At 43.2% G+C, this 19,939-nt stretch carries 15 protein-coding genes and 1 tRNA gene; 1 reads left to right on the plus strand and 15 read right to left on the minus strand.

The features are described from left to right. Positions 1–79: 79 nt before the first annotated feature. The 15 genes from fusA to deoC all read right to left on the minus strand — a co-directional run bounded on the left by fusA (position 80) and on the right by deoC (position 18,164). Positions 80–2,194, minus strand: coding sequence for an elongation factor G (gene fusA, locus CWC18_RS00755; protein WP_138593358.1), 2,115 nt, complete (start codon positions 2,192–2,194; stop codon positions 80–82). A 27-nt stretch (positions 2,195–2,221) separates the two neighbouring features. Next, positions 2,222–2,692, minus strand: coding sequence for a 30S ribosomal protein S7 (gene rpsG / locus CWC18_RS00760; protein WP_010367661.1), 471 nt, complete (start codon positions 2,690–2,692; stop codon positions 2,222–2,224). Between the two features lie 103 nt (positions 2,693–2,795). Continuing rightward, on the minus strand, positions 2,796–3,170 hold the full coding sequence (gene rpsL / locus CWC18_RS00765; protein WP_010367657.1) for a 30S ribosomal protein S12: 375 nt from the start codon (positions 3,168–3,170) through the stop codon (positions 2,796–2,798). Positions 3,171–3,460: 290 nt separating this feature from the next. Next, positions 3,461–3,991, minus strand: coding sequence for a hypothetical protein (locus CWC18_RS00770; protein ID WP_138593356.1), 531 nt, complete (start codon positions 3,989–3,991; stop codon positions 3,461–3,463). Further along, positions 3,988–4,491, minus strand: coding sequence for a hypothetical protein (locus CWC18_RS00775; RefSeq protein WP_138593354.1), 504 nt, complete (start codon positions 4,489–4,491; stop codon positions 3,988–3,990). Before CWC18_RS00775 ends, CWC18_RS00770 begins: the two co-directional genes overlap by 4 nt. Before the next feature lie 470 nt (positions 4,492–4,961). Beyond that, entirely contained in the window at positions 4,962–9,143 is a 4,182-nt protein-coding gene (gene rpoC, locus CWC18_RS00780; protein WP_138592911.1) for a DNA-directed RNA polymerase subunit beta', read from the minus strand. A 116-nt stretch (positions 9,144–9,259) separates the two neighbouring features. Then, a complete protein-coding gene (gene rpoB / locus CWC18_RS00785; protein ID WP_138592912.1) occupies positions 9,260–13,285 on the minus strand; it encodes a DNA-directed RNA polymerase subunit beta in 4,026 nt (1,341 codons plus the stop codon). Positions 13,286–13,547: 262 nt separating this feature from the next. Next, entirely contained in the window at positions 13,548–13,910 is a 363-nt protein-coding gene (rplL, locus tag CWC18_RS00790; RefSeq protein ID WP_010367646.1) for a 50S ribosomal protein L7/L12, read from the minus strand. A gap of 71 nt (positions 13,911–13,981) precedes the next feature. After that, positions 13,982–14,476, minus strand: coding sequence for a 50S ribosomal protein L10 (gene rplJ, locus CWC18_RS00795; protein WP_010367644.1), 495 nt, complete (start codon positions 14,474–14,476; stop codon positions 13,982–13,984). Between the two features lie 339 nt (positions 14,477–14,815). Beyond that, positions 14,816–15,517, minus strand: coding sequence for a 50S ribosomal protein L1 (gene rplA / locus CWC18_RS00800; RefSeq protein WP_138592913.1), 702 nt, complete (start codon positions 15,515–15,517; stop codon positions 14,816–14,818). A 4-nt stretch (positions 15,518–15,521) separates the two neighbouring features. Further along, complete coding sequence (gene rplK / locus CWC18_RS00805; protein WP_010367640.1) at positions 15,522–15,950, minus strand: 50S ribosomal protein L11; 429 nt, start codon at positions 15,948–15,950, stop codon at positions 15,522–15,524. 184 nt (positions 15,951–16,134) lie between these two features. Continuing rightward, complete coding sequence (gene nusG, locus CWC18_RS00810; RefSeq protein WP_138592914.1) at positions 16,135–16,692, minus strand: transcription termination/antitermination protein NusG; 558 nt, start codon at positions 16,690–16,692, stop codon at positions 16,135–16,137. A gap of 4 nt (positions 16,693–16,696) precedes the next feature. Then, positions 16,697–17,074 (minus strand): preprotein translocase subunit SecE, encoded by a 378-nt coding sequence (gene secE / locus CWC18_RS00815; protein WP_010367635.1) that lies wholly within the window; start codon positions 17,072–17,074, stop codon positions 16,697–16,699. 137 nt (positions 17,075–17,211) lie between these two features. Beyond that, a tRNA-Trp gene (locus CWC18_RS00820) sits at positions 17,212–17,288 on the minus strand. Between the two features lie 123 nt (positions 17,289–17,411). Then, on the minus strand, positions 17,412–18,164 hold the full coding sequence (gene deoC, locus CWC18_RS00825) for a deoxyribose-phosphate aldolase (protein ID WP_138674493.1): 753 nt from the start codon (positions 18,162–18,164) through the stop codon (positions 17,412–17,414). 350 nt (positions 18,165–18,514) lie between these two features. On the opposite strand from deoC, the gene cysG reads away from it, so the two are divergent. Further along, complete coding sequence (gene cysG, locus CWC18_RS00830) at positions 18,515–19,936, plus strand: siroheme synthase CysG (protein WP_138674488.1); 1,422 nt, start codon at positions 18,515–18,517, stop codon at positions 19,934–19,936. Positions 19,937–19,939: the final 3 nt, after the last annotated feature.

Consider the following 19,939-nt stretch of genomic DNA (forward strand, 5'->3'; position numbering starts at 1 on the left):
TCAAACTTTTCTTTTGCCATCTTAAAAATTCCTATAAAGAAATTAAAGTCCAGCCCTTAGAGACCGGACCGAACTAAAATTACTTAACAGCGCGAGCTGCAATTATTGTTTCTGCTACATTTTTTCCGGCTTCAGCATACTTGGAAAATTCCATTGAGTATGAAGCACGGCCTTGTGTAGCGGAGCGAAGATCGGTCGCATAACCAAACATTTCAGAAAGCGGGACTTGTGCATTAACCTGCTTTAAGCCACCAAATGCTTCTTCCATGCCTTCAATTATGCCACGACGACGATTTAAGTCACCTACTACATCACCCATGTTTGTATCAGGGGTGATAACCTCAACCTTCATCACAGGTTCCATAATAACAGGATCCGCTTCAAGCGCCCCGTTTTTAAAACCTATTGATCCGGCAATTTTAAACGCCATTTCGTTTGAGTCTACATCATGAAATGAGCCATCAAATAATGTCGCTTTAACACCCAATAGCGGATAACCGGCAAGGACACCTTGACGCATCTGTTCTTGAATGCCTTTGTCAACCGCTGGAATATATTCTTTTGGTACCGCGCCACCTACGATTTCATTAACGAATTCGTAAATTGGTGCATCATCATCAGAAATATCCATTGGTTCAAGCTTGAGCTTAACGTGACCATATTGACCGCGACCACCAGATTGACGTACGAATTTACCTTCTGCTTCTACTGAGCTACGAATAGTCTCTCTGTATGCCACTTGAGGTTTACCAACGTTACACTGTACGTTGAATTCACGTTTCATACGGTCAACAATGATATCAAGGTGAAGTTCACCCATACCAGAGATGATCGTTTGACCTGATTCTTCATCCGTTTCAACACGGAACGATGGATCTTCTGCCGCTAATTTATTAAGCGCGAGACCCATTTTGTCTTGGTCAGCCACCGTTCTTGGCTCAACCGCTACTGAAATTACTGGCTCAGGAAATTCCATGCGCTCTAAAGTAATAACAGCTTCTTGTGAACATATTGTGTCACCGGTAGTAACATCTTTAAGACCAATCGCCGCCGCGATGTCGCCAGCGCGTACTTCTTTGATCTCTTCACGAGAATTCGCGTGCATTTGGACGATACGGCCCAAACGCTCTTTTTTGCCTTTAATTGGGTTGTAAACCGCGTCACCCTGTTTAATGGTACCAGAATAAACACGGAAAAAGGTTAAAGTACCAACAAATGGGTCAGTGGCAATTTTAAATGCCAACGCCGAAAACGGCGCATTATCATCTGCGGCACGGGTGTCTTCAGACTCATCTTCCAGCACACCTTGAATTTCTTTAACCTCTGTAGGCGAAGGCATGAATTCAACAACCGCATCAAGCACAGCTTGAACACCTTTGTTCTTGAATGCACTACCGCATGTCATCGGCACAATTTCACTGGCCAATGTACGTTGACGAAGTGCAGATTTAATCTCTTCTTCCGTCAACTCACCGTCTTCTAGATATTTGTCCATTAGCTCTTCAGTGGCCTCGGCAGCACTCTCAACCATGTGAGCACGCCATTCTTCGGCTAAATCCTGAAGATCTGCTGGGATCTCTTCATATGTAAACGTCATCCCCTGGTCTTCTTGATTCCAGTTTATGGCTTTCATTTTGATGAGATCAATAACGCCTTTAAATTCGTCTTCAGCACCAATTGGTAACTGAATAGGCACAGGTGTCGCGCCAAGACGCGTTTCAACCTGCTCCACGACAGCTAAAAAGTCCGCGCCAGTGCGATCCATTTTATTTACGAAAACCATGCGAGGTACTTCGTATTTGTTCGCCTGACGCCAAACAGTCTCTGTCTGTGGCTGCACACCTGATGAAGCACATAACACCACAACCGCACCATCAAGTACGCGTAAAGAACGCTCTACTTCAATGGTGAAATCTACGTGCCCTGGCGTATCAATAATATTGATACGATGGTCGTCAAATTGACTTTCCATGCCTTTCCAGAAACACGTGGTCGCAGCAGAAGTAATGGTAATACCTCGCTCCTGCTCTTGCTCCATCCAGTCCATAGTTGCAGCACCATCATGAACTTCACCGATCTTATGAGACAGACCTGTGTAGAACAGAACTCGTTCTGTTGTGGTGGTTTTCCCTGCATCTACGTGAGCACAAATACCGATGTTGCGGTAGCGCTCAATAGGAGTTGTACGTGCCATATTATCCTCTTAAAGGGTCTTAGCAGATTACCAACGGTAATGAGCGAATGCTTTGTTCGCTTCAGCCATACGGTGAACGTCTTCACGTTTCTTAACCGCAGTGCCTTTGTTATCAGCAGCGTCAACGATTTCTTGAGCCAAACGAAGGCCCATAGACTTCTCGCCACGCTTACGTGCAGCGTCAACTAACCAACGCATACCTAATGCGTTACGACGAACTGGACGTACTTCAACTGGTACTTGGTATGTAGACCCACCAACACGGCGAGATTTAACCTCTACCGTTGGACGTACATTTTCAAGTGCAGACTCAAAGATTTCTAGGTGCGACTTACCTGATTTCTCAGCAGCCACGTTTAACGCACCGTATACGATTTTTTCAGCAGTAGATTTCTTGCCGTCTAACATTACTACGTTAACGAATTTAGCAAGAAGCTCCGATCCGAACTTAGGATCTGGAAGAATTTTACGTTGACCTATTACGCGTCTTCTAGGCATTTTATATCTCCGGTATCTTCAGGTTCGTTAATTAAAACGATTCCCCAAAACAAATTATTTAAAAATTAAAACTTAAGTGCTTGGCCTTACTAACGGAGAACCATTAGCCCTTAGGGCGTTTTGCACCGTATTTAGAACGAGCCTGTCTACGGTCGTTTACGCCTGCACAGTCAAGTGCACCACGTACTGTGTGGAAACGCACACCTGGTAAATCTTTAACACGACCACCACGGATTAGGATTACACTGTGCTCTTGAAGGTTGTGACCTTCACCACCAATGTATGATGTAACTTCGAAACCGTTAGTTAAACGTACACGCGCTACTTTACGTAATGCTGAGTTTGGTTTCTTAGGTGTAGTTGTATATACGCGAGTACATACACCACGCTTTTGCGGACAAGCTTTAAGCGCGGCTGAGTTACTTTTAGTAACTTTGCTACGACGTGGCTTACGCACTAGCTGGTTAATAGTTGCCATTAAATAGCTCCTGATTAGTTAAAATTACTGCTGAAAAAAATAAAAAAATCTGACCCAATTTTTCATTCTAAGCTTTGAACGAGTAAATGGGTGGCCGAATTTTAATGAGCAAAGTTTGAACTGTCAACAAAAAGCATCTGTTGAAGCAATAAGAATGGTTATAAAAGGGCAAAGTCGCCCTTTTTTATACTTTTTTAGTAAAATCCTCTGCTCAAAGTCATATTTTAGTTATTAGATGTCAATGTTCACTCATGAACCTATGCAGTATTTTCTTATACTTGTTCAACAATTTATTTTGACGTGCTATCGCTAAACTTGATTGACCCAACAATTTGTTCAATGTCTTTGCCCTGTAAGGTTTCAATGGCAAACGACACTGTTTCACATGTTAGCTCATTCAGATTAATAAAAGCGTCTTGTATGTGGATCTTACTTTTTGTACTCGTTAGCTTTTCATTGGTAAATTCAAGTTGATCCGCAAACTTATTTAATATGACTTTATCATCACACGAAACCGTATACTTGAATTCATGCGAAAATTCACTGTGCCATAGCTGTTTTACCGGACCAACACAGATATCTTCTTCCCACAAAGTGCAAACCGATTCTTGCCTTGATGAAAGCGTCGCATTCCCTTCAACATTTACATCTAACACGATCACCGACGCCGCAACATTAAATTCAGGCGTAAACGCCACACTATATTTTTCGCCGTCTTTGGTCATATCTTCTATATTAAATGTTCGACTATATTCTGTTGCTTGACTCCCCATACTGGTTGCTAACACAGTCGCGCTGATCACTATCATTGATTTGTTCATAGCGTATTCTCCGAAGTCGCACTCAATCCATCTACTGCAACAGTAAAATCAATATCCTCAACTCGAGTATAAAACTGTTTACTTAGGCTCCCCTTTTTAACAAGCTCAATTCTTATTTGTGTGCAGGCTTCCATGTCATGTCTTAATTCATAAATATTTGGCATTGCAGGCACTGATGAACGATTCTTGCGATATCCATAAGATGCATCTGCACCAACAGGCACGCCGTTACATGTTACTTTGGTCGTTAAACCAAAGTTTCCGGCGAACCATCTTGTCGATACCTTTCCTGCGATATCGAATAACAAGGATGGTTTTGCACCTGTGACATCGACTAACGCCACATACCCGACAACAGCTTCACGATTTGCATAGGGTTTGGTTATGGGTCTAAAATCGTCTTTAGATAAGGTCAGAGGTCCTTGAGAAACACTCAGTGTATTTGCCTGAGCTCCACAAGAAAGTGCCAACAAAGACACTATGGACGACAGTTTTTTCACTTTAATCTCCTTATTAACAGACACTTCATACAGTACGAAGTGCTCGTGTGTAACTTAACATCAGCTCTGGATAAGCGAATTTGCCCAATATGGCTATTCTTCTCACTTTTGGCGTTGCTTTCATTTGTAATAGCCCGCTATTACTGCATAAAAGCGCTTTGATTTTGAGCAAAATATCATCATTGGATTGTACGTAAGTGTGTTTTCAAAACATTTTCGATCCCTAAACCCTTATCCAAACCTAAGGTTAATTTAGTTTGTCTCAATCGGATTACTGTTAAATAACAAATTCATGAGCAGTACCTTTGAGTACATTTCAATTCCTTCTGCTATTTATGTACCGATTACAGATCATTATATGTGCCACCTTGCTCATTTTGCAAGCAAAACACTAATATCCACGCACAAAAAAGCCGCCTTTCGGCGGCTTTTAAAACTGATGATATTTACATATCTAGCTGATAATGCGCTTAGTCATTACCACCTAATAAGTCAGCATTAAGTGCATCAGTTAGTGCTTGAGTTGCCTCTTCTGCACTTACAGTTTGCTCTTCTACAGGCTGTTCAGCTTGCTTACGGCGTGCCATACGCTCTTGGTGATAAGAGAAACCAGTACCCGCTGGGATCAAACGACCCACGATTACGTTTTCTTTCAGACCACGAAGTTCATCGCTCTTACCATTTACAGCAGCTTCAGTTAGGACACGTGTCGTCTCCTGGAACGAGGCAGCTGAAATGAACGACTCAGTCGCAAGTGATGCTTTAGTAATACCCATAAGTTGTATTTCAAACTTGGCTGGGATCTTACCTTGCTTTTCAAGTTCACGGTTCGAGATATTCACTCGTGCCACTTCAACTTGCTCACCGGCTAAGAACTCCGTATCACCACCGTCTAGGATGATACACTTACGTAGCATCTGACGGATGATCGTTTCGATGTGCTTATCGTTAATCTTTACACCCTGTAAACGATATACTTCTTGTACTTCGTTTACGATGTAGTTAGACACATCAGTCACACCACGTAGACGTAAGATGTCGTGCGGAGACTCAGGACCATCGGCGATAACTTCACCTTTAGACACTGATTCACCTTCGAACACGTTAAGTTGACGCCATTTCGGGATCATTTCTTCGTAATGTTCGCCTTCGTCTGGCGTAATAACTAAACGTTTCTTACCTTTAGTCTCTTTACCGAAGCTAATAGTACCTGTGATCTCAGCAAGAATTGCTGGCTCTTTAGGCTTACGTGCTTCAAATAAGTCCGCAACGCGCGGTAGACCACCGGTGATATCTCGAGTTTTTGAACCTTCTTGTGGGATACGCGCTAGCGCTTGACCCGGTGCAGCAGTTGCACCATCAGAAATTTCAATTGTCGTGAATGATGGTAAACGAATTTCTTGTAGGCCACGCTCTTGGCTTTCAACAATAAGTTTAGGCTCTTTAGCGTTAACCTTAGAAAGGTCTTTAACAACAACACGTGTTAAACCAGTTAGGTCATCCGTTTGTGCTTCTGTATTGCTATCATCAATGTCTGAGAAAGACACTTTTGATTCATGCTCAAGAATAATTGGGTGACTATGTGGGTCCCATGTTGCAACAACATCGTTACCTTGAACTTCAGCACCGTCTTGGATTGTTAACACTGCACCGTAAGGTACTTTATAACGCTCTTTCTCACGGCCATGCTCATCAATAACAGTAATTTCTGTTGAACGTGAAGTAATAACGATTTTGCCATCAGTATTAAGTACATACTTAGCATTATGAAGCTTCATGCTACCGTTATTTTTAACTTGTACGCTGTTCTCTGCTGATGCTCTTGATGCCGCACCACCAATGTGGAATGTACGCATCGTAAGCTGTGTACCCGGCTCACCGATTGACTGAGCAGCGATAACACCCACTGACTCACCCGCATTGATGATGTGTCCACGTGCAAGGTCACGACCGTAACACTTAGCACATACACCGAAGTCGTTATCACACGTGATAACAGAACGTACGCGTACTTCGTCAACTGAATGCTCTTCTAGAAGGTCACACAGTTTTTCGTCAAGCATGATGTTACGTTCAACCAATACTTCGTCAGTACCAGGCTTAACAACGTCTTCAGCAACTACACGACCTAATACACGTTCGCGTAGTGGTTCAACAACATCACCACCTTCGATAAGTGGTTTCATTGTTAGGCCGTCTAATGTGCCACAGTCGTCATCATTGATAACCAAATCTTGTGCAACATCTACGAGACGACGAGTTAGGTAACCCGAGTTCGCTGTCTTAAGTGCTGTATCGGCTAGACCTTTACGCGCACCGTGCGTTGAGATGAAGTACTGTAGTACGTTTAGACCTTCACGGAAGTTAGCCGTGATCGGAGTCTCGATGATTGAACCATCTGGACGTGCCATTAGACCACGCATACCTGCTAGCTGACGGATCTGAGCGGCACTACCACGAGCACCAGAGTCTGCCATCATAAACACTGAGTTAAATGACGGTTGCTCTTCTTCTTCACCTTGAGCATTGATCACGGTGTCTTTCGACAAGTTCGCCATCATTTCGCGTGATAAGTTTTCGTTAACACGTGACCAGATATCGATTACTTTGTTGTATTTCTCACCCGCAGTTACAAGACCAGATTGGAACTGTTGGTTGATTTCATTAACTTCTGCTTCTGCATTGTCAATGATTTCGGCTTTAACTGGTGGAATAACCAAGTCATTAATACCGATAGAAACACCTGACTTCATCGCATAATGGAAACCGGTATACATTACTTGGTCAGCAAAGATTACTGTATCTTTTAGACCTAAACGGCGATAACACTCGTTTAGAAGATTTGAAATCTGCTTTTTACCTAATGCTTTGTTGATAAGCTCAAACGGTAAGCCTTCAGGTAATACCAAAGAAAGTATTGCACGACCCACTGTCGTATCAATGATTTCTGTTACTTCAGAGCGCTCGCCAGTTTCTTCATCAATGCGTGTTTCAGTAATACGTACTTTTACACGAGCATGAAGTTCAGCAGTACCTGTACGGTATGCTTTTTCAGCTTCTTTCTGATCTTTAAAGACAATGCCTTCACCTTTACCATTGATACGATCACGCGTCATGTAGTAAAGACCCAATACAACGTCCTGTGAAGGTACGATGATTGGTTCACCGTTCGCTGGAGATAAGATGTTGTTTGTAGACATCATCAGCGCACGGGCTTCAATTTGAGCTTCGATTGTCAACGGTACGTGTACCGCCATTTGGTCCCCATCGAAGTCGGCGTTATAAGCCGCACATACTAATGGGTGTAAATGGATTGCTTTACCTTCGATTAGTACCGGCTCAAACGCCTGGATACCTAGACGGTGAAGTGTTGGTGCACGGTTAAGTAATACTGGGTGTTCACGTATTACTTCATCAAGCACGTCCCAAACTTCAGGTACTTCACGCTCAACCATCTTCTTCGCAGCTTTGATAGTCGTAGCCATGCCGCGACGCTCAAGTTTACCGTAGATAAATGGCTTGAATAGCTCTAATGCCATCTTCTTCGGAAGACCACACTGGTGAAGTTTAAGCGTAGGACCTACTGTGATTACAGAACGGCCTGAGTAATCTACACGCTTACCTAGTAAGTTTTGACGGAAACGGCCTTGCTTACCTTTGATCATATCTGCAAGCGACTTCAGTGGACGCTTGTTAGAACCGGTAATTGCACGACCACGACGACCATTATCAAGTAGCGCATCAACCGCTTCTTGTAACATACGCTTTTCGTTACGTACGATAATGTCTGGTGCCGCTAAGTCTAGAAGACGCTTCAAACGGTTATTACGGTTAATAACACGACGGTATAAGTCATTCAGATCAGACGTCGCAAAACGCCCGCCATCTAGTGGTACTAGTGGACGAAGATCTGGTGGTAGAACCGGAAGCACGCTCATGATCATCCACTCAGGGTTGTTGCCTGATTGGTGGAAAGATTCCATAAGCTTAAGACGTTTAGTGATTTTCTTACGCTTAGTCTCAGAGTTAATTGTTGGTAACTCTTCACGCATTTCTGCAATTAACTGACCAAGGTCAAGTTCACGAAGTAAGTCTAGAACTGCTTCAGCACCCATCTTAGCTTCGAACTCATCACCATGCTCTTCTAATGCATCTAGGTATTCTTCTTCACCTAGTAACTGACTACGCTCAAGCGTCGTCATACCTGGCTCAGTTACCACAAATGATTCGAAATAAAGTACGCGCTCAATATCACGTAGCGTCATATCTAGCATTAAGCCAATACGAGACGGAAGTGATTTAAGGAACCAGATGTGAGCCACTGGGCTCGCTAGTTCAATGTGACCCATACGGTCACGGCGCACTTTGGTTAGCGTTACTTCAACGCCACATTTTTCACAGATCACACCACGGTGTTTTAAGCGCTTATATTTACCACATAAACACTCATAATCTTTCACTGGGCCGAAAATACGGGCACAGAATAAGCCATCACGCTCAGGCTTGAAAGTACGGTAGTTGATTGTCTCAGGTTTCTTTACTTCGCCGTAAGACCATGAACGAACCATGTCTGGTGAAGCAAGACCAATTCGAATCGCATCGAATTCTTCGGTCTTATTTTGTTGCTTCAGAAACTTAAGTAAGTCTTTCACCTTAGCTCTCCTGTCGGAGGTTAATCTTGAGGGCAAGCAGTGCTCACCCCTACATTCTTTTAATCCGGTTACCCAATTAAGAGTAACTGCCGCACCGTATTGATGCGGCTATCAGATTAGTGTTCTTCCAACTCGATGTTGATACCGAGTGAGCGGATCTCTTTGAGCAATACGTTGAATGACTCAGGCATACCCGGTTCCATCTTATGGTTACCGTCAACGATGTTTTTATACATCTTAGTACGACCGTTTACGTCATCCGACTTAACTGTCAACATTTCCTGAAGTGTATAGGCAGCACCGTATGCTTCTAGTGCCCATACCTCCATCTCACCGAATCGCTGTCCACCAAACTGAGCTTTACCACCTAGTGGTTGCTGAGTTACTAAGCTGTAAGAACCAGTTGAACGTGCGTGCATCTTGTCATCAACCAAGTGGTTAAGTTTCAACATGTACATGTAACCTACGGTTACTTGACGTTCAAATGCATCACCAGTACGACCATCATAAAGCGTAACCTGACCGCTTGATGGGTATCCACCTAGCTCAAGTAGCTCTTTGATTTCGCTTTCTTTTGCACCATCAAATGCAGGTGTTGCAATTGGTAAACCACCTTTAAGGTTTACAGCTAAGCGTTGGACTTCATCATCAGAGAAGCTAGCAATATCTACCTTCTGACGACAATCACCCACTTCGTATGCTTTTTTGATGAATTCGCGCAATTCGTGAATTTCACGCTGCTCTTTCATCATTTCTTCAAGGCGTTCACCGATACCACGCGCAGCGAGACCCATATGCGTTTCAAGGATCTGACCAATGTTCATTCGCGATGGTACACCCAGTGGGTTCAACACGATGTCTACGGTACGACCTTTTTCATCATAAGGCATGTCTTCAACAGGTACGATAGTTGAGATAACACCTTTGTTACCGTGACGACCAGCCATTTTATCACCAGGCTGAATACGACGTTTAACGGCAAGGTAAACCTTAACAATTTTAAGAACACCCGGCGCTAAGTCATCACCTTGCGTGATCTTACGACGCTTGTTCTCAAACTTTTTGTCGTACTCTGCTTTAAGCTCATCGTATTGTGCAGCTAGCTGCTCTAGCTCAGACTGTTGACCTTCGTCAGCAAGGCTTTGCGTTAGCAACTTCTCAGTGCTTAGCTCAGCAATTTTGTCTTCACTGAAACCAGCTTGAACAAGTAAATTACGTGCACGGTTTAGTACACCACCTTCAAGGATCTTGAACTCTTCGTTGAAATCTTTTTTCGCTTCACGAAGCTGCATGTCTTCAACTTCAAGTGCACGCTTATCTTTTTCAACGCCATCACGTGTGAATACTTGTACGTCGATGACAGTACCAGTTACAGAGTTTGGTACACGTAGGGAGCTGTCTTTTACGTCAGACGCTTTCTCACCGAAGATAGCACGCAGTAGCTTCTCTTCAGGTGTAAGTTGTGTTTCACCTTTAGGGGTTACTTTACCAACTAGGATATCGCCGCCTTTAACTTCAGCACCGATATATACAACACCAGATTCATCAAGTTTACCTAACGCAGATTCACCTACGTTTGGAATATCCGCAGTGATTTCTTCTGGACCTAACTTAGTATCACGGGCAATACACTGTAGCTCTTGAATGTGAATCGTCGTTAGGCGATCTTCTTCAACTACGCGCTCAGATAATAAAATCGAGTCTTCGAAGTTGTAACCATTCCAAGGCATGAATGCCACACGTAAGTTCTGACCTAATGCTAAATCACCTAAATCTGTTGATGGACCATCTGCAAGTACATCACCACGTACAACCGGCTCACCAACCATACAAGTCGGTTTTTGGTTAATACAGGTATTTTGGTTTGAACGTGTGTATTTCGTTAAGTTATAGATGTCGATACCGGCTTCACCAGGTACACGCTCTTCTTCGTTAACGTTTACAACGATACGGCTTGCATCGGCATATTTCACTACACCGCCACGTTTTGCAACGATGGTTACACCTGAGTCTTTCGCAAGTGTAAGTTCAATACCAGTACCTACTAGCGGCTTATCTGCTTTCAACGTCGGAACTGCTTGACGTTGCATGTTTGAACCCATCAATGCACGGTTAGCATCATCGTGTTCAAGGAATGGGATAAGCGCGGCTGCCACAGAGATAACCTGCTGTGGAGATACGTCCATATATTGAATGTCAGCACGGCCCATAAAGGTTGATTCACCTTTGTGACGACATGGGATCTGCTCATCAATAAATTCGTTATTTTCGTCTAAGTTTGAATTCGCCTGTGCGATTACAAACTGACCTTCCTCAATTGCAGAAAGGTAATCAACTTCATCGGTTACAACGCTGTCGACAACTTTACGGTAAGGTGTTTCTAAGAAACCGTAATCATTTGTACGTGCATACGTTGATAGTGAGTTGATTAGACCGATGTTCGGGCCTTCTGGCGTTTCGATTGGACATACACGACCGTAGTGCGTTACGTGTACATCTCGCACTTCGAAGCCAGCACGTTCACGGGTCAAACCACCCGGACCTAGTGCAGAAATACGACGCTTGTGCGTTACTTCTGAAAGCGGGTTGTTTTGGTCCATAAACTGAGAAAGCTGTGAAGAACCGAAGAACTCTTTAACTGCCGCAGAAATAGGCTTAGCATTAATAAGGTCTTGAGGCATAATTGCATCAAGGTCACCGAGGCTTAAGCGTTCGCGCACAGCACGTTCAACACGTACAAGACCAACACGGAATTGGTTTTCAGCCATTTCGCCAACAGAACGAATACGACGGTTACCAAGGTGGTCGATATCATCTACTTCACCTTTACCATTTCTGATGTCGATTAACACCTTCATCACAGAAACAATATCAGTTTTGTTTAATGTACCCGGGCCTGTATCTGTATCATAACCTACACGGCTGTTAAACTTCATACGACCAACAGTCGATAAGTCATAACGCTCTTCAGAGAAGAATAGGTTATCGAATAATGCTTCAGCAGCATCTTTCGTTGGTGGCTCACCTGGGCGCATCATACGGTAGATTTCTACCAATGCTTCTAAGCGGTTGCTTGTAGAATCAATGCGAACAGTATCAGAAATGTACGCACCGCTGTCTACATCGTTGATGTACAGGGTATCGATCTTAGTGTGGCCGGCTTTTACAAGCTCTGCCATCAACTCAAGAGATAACTCAGCATTTGCCTCAACAATTACTTCGCCTGTTGATGTATCAACGTAGTTTTTAGCAACCACACGACCTATGATGTACTCATGTGGTACTTCAAGGTGTTTGATTTCTTTCTTTTCAAGTGTTTTGATGTGGCGCGCTGTAACACGGCGGCCCGCTTCAACTAACACTTCGCCTTCATCATCCTTAATATCAAAAGCCGCTGTTTCACCACGAAGACGTGATGGTACGAGCTCCATTAATACTTTACCGTTAGACACTTCGAATGCAGTCGTCTCGAAGAACATATCTAAGATTTCTTCGGTCGTGTATTCAAGTGCACGTAAGATGATTGACGCAGGTAATTTACGGCGACGGTCAATACGTACGTAAAGATTATCTTTTACGTCGAATTCAAAGTCTAACCATGAACCACGGTAAGGAATAACACGTGCATTATAAAGCACTTTACCAGACGAGTGTGACTTACCACGGTCGTTATCAAAGAATACACCAGGTGAACGGTGTAGCTGAGAAACGATTACACGCTCAGTACCATTGATAACAAAAGTACCGGTATCTGTCATGAGCGGGATTTCGCCCATATACACTTCTTGCTCTTTAATGTCTTTTACTGTGCCTGGCGCTTCTTTATCCATTAGCACAAGACGAAGTTTTACGCGAAGTGGAGCAGAAAAAGTCACACCGCGAATTTGACATTCTTTTACATCGAATACTGGCTCACCAATACGATAACTTACGTACTGTAGCTCAGAATTTCCCGAGTAGCTTTTGATTGGGAAAACAGAACGAAATGCTGCTTCCAAACCATGATCACCATCGGCGTCCGGATTCAAGAACTTTTTGAACGATTCTAACTGCGTAGACAGTAAGAAAGGTATGTCCAAAACTTGTGGACGTTTACCAAAATCCTTACGGATACGTTTCTTTTCAGAATAAGAGTAAGCCATGGGGTTCCTCAGCTTGCTGATCTTTGACCCAACCTGTTCTTGTATGAACAGACTTAACTGGCATCTAAGCCAGGATAACAACATCTAATTGTCACCCTATAAATCAACGTTATTGACAAAATATAAGCAATTGAAAATAATGAAAAAATATAGAGGTTTTGCACTCAGCGAATATTTCACGCTATAGCGCAAAAGGGCCGGTGATTAAAAAATCACCAGCCCTTGCCTGATTTCTCAGACAGCGAACCTAGCAAAAGCTAGATTACTTGATCTCAACTTCAGCACCAGCTGCTTCAAGATCAGTTTTAAGTGCTTCAGCTTCTTCTTTAGAAACAGCTTCTTTCACTGGAGTTGGAGCAGCTTCAACAAGTGCTTTAGCTTCTTTAAGGCCTAGACCAGTTGCGCCACGTACTGCTTTGATAGAAGCAACTTTGTTAGCGCCAGCAGCAGTAAGGATAACGTCAAATTCAGTTTTCTCTTCTGCAGCTTCAGCAGCAGGACCAGCAACAACAGCAGCAGCTGCAGTTACACCGAACTTCTCTTCCATTGCTTCTACTAATTCAACAACGTCCATTACTGACATTTCAGCAATTGCGTCAAGGATTTGGTCTTTAGTTACAGACATTTCAAATTTCCTAATTATTTACGAACCCATGTGGTTCAAAAAAATTTATTAAAGAAAGGAGCGGGCTTAAATTAAGCAGCTTGCTCAGCTTTCTGTACACGTACTGCTTCAATTGTTTTACACAATTTGCCAGCAGACGCTTCTTTCATAGCGCTCATTAAGCGTGCAACAGCTTCGTCGTATGTAGGTAGCTTAGCAAGCATATCTACGTCTACAACTTTACCTTCGAATGCAGCAGTCTTAAGCTCAAATTCTTCGTTCTTTTTCGCGAAATCAGCAAAGATACGCGCAGCAGCACCTGGGTGCTCTGAAGAAAAAGCGATAAGGCTTGGACCAACTAGTGATTCGTTTAGGCATTCGTAATCAGTGCCTTCAACAGCACGTTTAGCTAGCGTGTTACGGACAACCTTCATCCATACACCAGCTTCACGAGCTTCTTTACGAAGAGCAGTGATTGCACCTACTGTTACACCACGAGAATCAGCAACAACTGCTGATAGAGCACCTTTGGCAGCTTCGTTGACTTCAGCAACAATTGCTTTTTTGTCTTGAAGATTTAAAGCCATGGGTGTTACTCCTGGTTTATTGAAAAACACACTGTTTTTCAGTTCTACTCTACCCTGCAACTTTCGTTAGCAGAGATGCTTTTTACGGCGAGAGCCAGAAGATTAGGAAAAATCTAGCTGGGATTCACACCGTCTACGTAGGAATAATATTAAGACCCAAAAGTCTCCTACGGTCTTGGACGGAAGCACAATTTATCGCCTTGCTATAAAGCTTAACGAAATTATATGCTTCAACCCGAATTTTTGTATTGTTGATATTTTCACATGTGAATTTATCAACAAAATGGCGCAAAATTATAGTACAAATTTTACGCCATGTAAATGCTATTTTCTAAAAACTTATACTAGCGTATTTAGAGTAGCTTGGTCTACAGCAACACCTGCACCCATAGTTGTAGAGATACTTACTTTCTTAAGGTAAGCACCTTTTGCTTGTGAAGGCTTAGCCTTCTTAAGCGCTACAAGTAGAGACTCAAGGTTTTCTTGTAACTGAACAGCTGTGAAATCCACTTTACCGATAGTAGTGTGGATGATGCCGTTCTTATCGTTACGGTAGCGAACCTGACCAGCTTTAGCATTTTTAACTGCTTCTGCAACATTAGGTGTGACAGTACCAGTTTTAGGGTTAGGCATAAGACCACGTGGACCTAGGATCTGACCTAGTTGACCAACAACGCGCATTGCATCTGGAGAAGCAACAACAACGTCAAAGTTCATTTCGCCTTTTTTAACTTGCTCAGCAAGTTCTTCCATGCCCACTAAATCAGCACCAGCTTCTTTAGCAGCATCAGCGTTTGCACCCTGAGTGAATACAGCAACGCGCACTTCACGACCAGTACCGTGTGGTAGTACCGTAGCACCACGAACGTTTTGGTCAGATTTACGTGCATCGATACCAAGGTTAACAGCAACGTCAACACTTTCAACGAACTTAGCTGTCGCTAGCTCTTTAAGAAGCGCAACTGCTTCGTTGATTTCGTAATCTTTAGTTACTTCCACTTTCTCGCGGATAGTACGCATACGTTTAGTAAGTTTAGCCATTATATTATCCCTCTACATCCAAGCCCATCGCACGCGCAGAACCTGCGATAGTGCGAACCGCTGCGTCTAAATCTGCAGCTGTAAGGTCAGGACGTTTAGTCTCAACGATCTCTTCAAGTTGAGCACGTGTAACAGTACCCACTTTCTCAGTGTTAGGACGGCCTGAACCAGACTTGATGCCAGCCGCTTTCTTAAGAAGGTAAGAAGCAGGTGGAGTTTTCATGTCGAACGTGAAAGAACGATCATTGTAAACTGAAATTACTACAGGAACTGGTGCGCCTTTTTCAATTGATTCAGTACGTGCGTTGAACGCTTTACAGAATTCCATGATGTTTACACCGTGTTGACCTAGTGCAGGACCTACTGGAGGGCTTGGATTAGCCATACCAGCAGCAACTTGTAGCTTGATTAGAGCTTCAACTTTTTTAGCCATGATAATACCTCATTAGGTGGGTCTTAGCCTTGTGCGCGCGAGGACGCGTACTCAAGCGGCTTCCCAAATTAATAAAAAACTTTTTGACCGCTACTTTTACACAGAGGTAAAAGTCCGAATACAAAAAGGCCGCTGATTATAAGTTAACCAGCGGCCTTTTTCAAGTAAGGTTATTAAAAATACCTTACTTATCTTTTTCTACTTGTCCAAAGTCTAAATCAACTGGTGTTGAACGACCAAAGATCAGAACAGACACTTTAACGCGGCTCTTCTCATAATCCACTTCTTCAACCACACCACTGAAGTCTGCAAATGGGCCATCGGTTACACGAACCACTTCACCCACTTCAAACAGCGTTGCAGGTTTTGGTGCTTCAGCATTCTCTTCTAAGCGGTTAAGAATGCGGTCTGCTTCTTTTTTGCTTATTGGTGCTGGGCGGTCTGATGTACCGCCAATAAAGCCCATAACACGAGGCGTGCTGTTCACTAAGTGCCAGCTCGCATCGTTCATATCCATTTCTACAAGTACATAACCTGGGAAGAATTTACGTTCAGACTTACGCTTTTGACCAGCGCGCATCTCGACAACTTCTTCTGTTGGAACCAGTACTTCACCGAAGCTTTCTTCTAAACCTTCGATTTTAATATGCTCATTAATGGTTTGAGCTACGCGTTTTTCATATCCTGAAAACGCCTGAATTACGTACCAACGTAATTTCTTTTCTTTGTTCTCATCCGACATGGGATCAGATCTCCAATCCAGTTAAAAAGCCAACAACTCGGAATAACAGGCCATCTAGACCCCAAAGGATCAGCGCCATTATCACAGTCGCAATCATTACAATAAATGTTGTATGTGTCGTTTCTTGACGCGTTGGCCAAACAACCTTACGAACTTCAATGCGAGCTTCTTTTGCAAACGCAATGAACGTGTTTCCTTTACCTGTAGTAGCAGCAATACCCAATGCTGCGGCAACTGCAACTACAACACCAACTGCACGTACTAACACTGACATATCAGCGTATAGGTAGTTCCCTACTACTGCACCAGTCAGTAATGAGATTGCAACTAACCATTTAACCATGTCCATCGAGTTTGACGGCGTTTCAACATTCGTGCTCATAATAAATTTACCTTAAATACAGACACAACAACCCTGCACCAAGGCAGGGTTAATCCATTAAATCCAAATGTATAAATAAGCGCTAATATGTAAGAAACCAACACCTTATTTTAGATTTGGACTCATCAATATATGAATGGCAGGGGCGGCAGGACTCGAACCCGCAACCATCGGTTTTGGAGACCGCTGTTCTACCAATTGGAACTACGCCCCTGCAAAGTGGACGCCCATTATACTGACGAACAAATTGAAAACAAGAGTAAAAGATATGCAAAAGCAAAATTCATTGCACTAACTTTCTTTCATTGACTGTATTTTAAACAAATTAGCACCTATCTTATGGTTTCCTATCGATATGTAAAACACGATACACATCCTCTAACAAACTCGATGCCCCCAATCTAAAATGCTGACTGCAAACCCATGTTGGCCCCATAATTTCCTCTGCAAGCGAAATATATTGCTGAGCAACAGCAACCGTCTTCACCCCGCCGGCAGCTTTAAAACCCGCCTCCTTTTTCGTCTTTTTGATGGTTTCAAGGATCACCTTGGTTGCGTCAAGTGTTGCGTTTATCGGCACTTTTCCTGTACTTGTTTTCACAAAATCCGCACCGGCAAGGACAGCAATTTCTGTGGCTTGTTCAATAAGATAGGGTGATTGCAATTGGCCACTTTCGATAATAACTTTTAGCACCGCCTTATTTCTACATAACGCTTTACTAGAGTATACATACTGCCAGGGTGTATCGGGGTCGCCAGCCAATAATTGTTTGTAAGGCAGGACTAAATCTATTTCATCTGCGCCTTCATTTAAGGCGTGTTCTGTCGCCCTTAAAACAGACTCTATAGATTGTTCTCCTTCAGGGAAATTTGTCACCGTCGCCACTTTGACATGTTGTAAATTTCGATCTAACAGCTTCTTTTTACTATGCGCAATAAATTGCGGAAACACACAGATAGCAGCCGGCGGAACATAACGCTTATCAATACTCTTAATTAATGCCGTGATCTGTTCAGTCGAATCATCATCATTTAACGAGGTTAAATCCATTACAGCAAGCGCCTGCTGAGCCATTGCATATTCTGTCATCATTCAAGTCCATTCATCATTTTCTCAAAGTTAGTAAAATGCATTACACGCTCTCGCCACAGGACATTTGTCCGCAACCAGTAAAGTTTAAAAGCACCTACGACGAATAGCATCGCCATGCATAACTCATAACCAAACACTATAAGGCACTATTTACAGTAGTAAATTGATGTATAGCCTTGTAAATCAAGCCTTAGGTCTAAATCACTAACCCTATATAACTTTTAGTTATAACAATTTAATTTAAATTCTTTTTTCATATCCTAGCCCCACTATATTCTGCATATCTGCTAGCAACCAACAGCCGTTATGTTAGCCGAAGCATCACGTATTACTAAGGGGTTTCCATCGTGCAATATTTACCAATATTTACCAAGCTTGATAACAAACCGGTGCTCGTCGTCGGGGGTGGTGATGTTGCACTGAGAAAGTGCCGTGCATTTTTAAAAGCCAGGGCGTCAGTCACATTGGTCGCGCCAGAATTTTGCAGTGAGCTATTAGAACATGCTGCTAACAATGAAGTGATTCTCACTCAGGCTTATTTTGACGAATCTCACTTAGACGGCAAAATGCTGGTCATCGCTGCAACTGATAATGAATCTGTGAACAACACCGTGTTCGAATTAGCCAATAAGCGTAATATCTTTGTTAATGTGGTGGACGACCAACCAAAATGTACATTTATATTTCCCTCTATTGTTGATAGAGATCCAATTACCATTGCTATTTCAAGTGCAGGCACCGCACCCGTTTTAGCCAGACGCTTGCGCGAAAAACTCGAAACCCTTATTCCTCAGCATATTGCTCCATTGGCAACATTGGTCGGCAGCTTTAGAGACAATGTCAAAGCACGCTTTAAACATTTTGCTGATAGACGTCAATTTTGGGAAGGTGTGTTTGATTCAAGCGTCGTAAGCAAAGTACAAGTTGGGGATACTCAAGGCGCAACAGCGCAATTATACGACATGCTTGATGCCAAAGCAGAGCCTGAAGGGGAAGTGTACATTGTTGGCGCAGGCCCTGGAGATCCAGAATTACTGACTCTAAAAGCATTGCAACTAATGCAGCAGGCAGATGTTGTTGTTTACGACTACTTAGTGTCTGACGAAATCATGGATTTAGTGCGTCGAGATGCCGATTTAGTTTGTGTTGGGAAGCGCTTAGGTAATCACAGCGTCAAACAAGAGGACACCAATAAGCTGTTGGTCGACTTAGCACGCCAAGGTAAAAAAGTGTGCCGTATCAAAGGCGGCGATCCTTTTATTTACGGTCGAGGTGGTGAAGAAGTACAGGTACTAGCACAGCACGATGTACGCTATCAAATTGTTCCAGGGATCACAGCAGCAGCAGGCTGTAGCGCCTATGCAGGTATTCCACTGACACACCGAGACCACGCTCAAGCAATTCAGTTTGTTACTGGTCACTGTAAAAAAGACGGGCAAGAGCTTGATTGGCCCTCTTTAGCAAAACCGAACCAAACTTTGGCCATTTATATGGGCGTGCTAAAATCGCCGCATATTCAAGCGCAGCTCATTAAGTATGGCCGTGATGCCAGTACTCCAGTCGCTATTATTGAAAATGGTACCAGAAAAGAACAACGTGTTGTGCGCACGCACCTTGAGGATTTAGCTCAGCAAATTGAGCAACATCACATTGTATCACCGGCTCTATTGATCATCGGTGAAGTCGCAGCATTACATGAACAGCTGGCATGGTTTGGCAGCTCAGCGCAAATAAGTAGCTTTGCACAACCTTTAACTGATGTGGCATAAGCA

It is taken from the genome of Pseudoalteromonas aurantia (assembly GCF_005886875.1).
Taxonomy (GTDB): domain Bacteria; phylum Pseudomonadota; class Gammaproteobacteria; order Enterobacterales; family Alteromonadaceae; genus Pseudoalteromonas; species Pseudoalteromonas aurantia_A.

What these genes read in the sequence shown, in the direction of transcription:
- nusG (WP_138592914.1), bottom strand. Translation starts at nt 16,692, where the DNA reads ATGTCGGATGAGAACAAAGAAAAGAAATTACGTTGGTACGTAATTCAG.
- CWC18_RS00770 (WP_138593356.1), bottom strand. Translation starts at nt 3,991, where the DNA reads ATGAACAAATCAATGATAGTGATCAGCGCGACTGTGTTAGCAACCAGT.
- deoC (WP_138674493.1), bottom strand. Translation starts at nt 18,164, where the DNA reads ATGACAGAATATGCAATGGCTCAGCAGGCGCTTGCTGTAATGGATTTA.
- rpoB (WP_138592912.1), bottom strand. Translation starts at nt 13,285, where the DNA reads ATGGCTTACTCTTATTCTGAAAAGAAACGTATCCGTAAGGATTTTGGT.
- rpsL (WP_010367657.1), bottom strand. Translation starts at nt 3,170, where the DNA reads ATGGCAACTATTAACCAGCTAGTGCGTAAGCCACGTCGTAGCAAAGTT.
- rplK (WP_010367640.1), bottom strand. Translation starts at nt 15,950, where the DNA reads ATGGCTAAAAAAGTTGAAGCTCTAATCAAGCTACAAGTTGCTGCTGGT.
- rplA (WP_138592913.1), bottom strand. Translation starts at nt 15,517, where the DNA reads ATGGCTAAACTTACTAAACGTATGCGTACTATCCGCGAGAAAGTGGAA.
- secE (WP_010367635.1), bottom strand. Translation starts at nt 17,074, where the DNA reads ATGAGCACGAATGTTGAAACGCCGTCAAACTCGATGGACATGGTTAAA.
- rplL (WP_010367646.1), bottom strand. Translation starts at nt 13,910, where the DNA reads ATGTCTGTAACTAAAGACCAAATCCTTGACGCAATTGCTGAAATGTCA.
- rplJ (WP_010367644.1), bottom strand. Translation starts at nt 14,476, where the DNA reads ATGGCTTTAAATCTTCAAGACAAAAAAGCAATTGTTGCTGAAGTCAAC.
- rpsG (WP_010367661.1), bottom strand. Translation starts at nt 2,692, where the DNA reads ATGCCTAGAAGACGCGTAATAGGTCAACGTAAAATTCTTCCAGATCCT.
- fusA (WP_138593358.1), bottom strand. Translation starts at nt 2,194, where the DNA reads ATGGCACGTACAACTCCTATTGAGCGCTACCGCAACATCGGTATTTGT.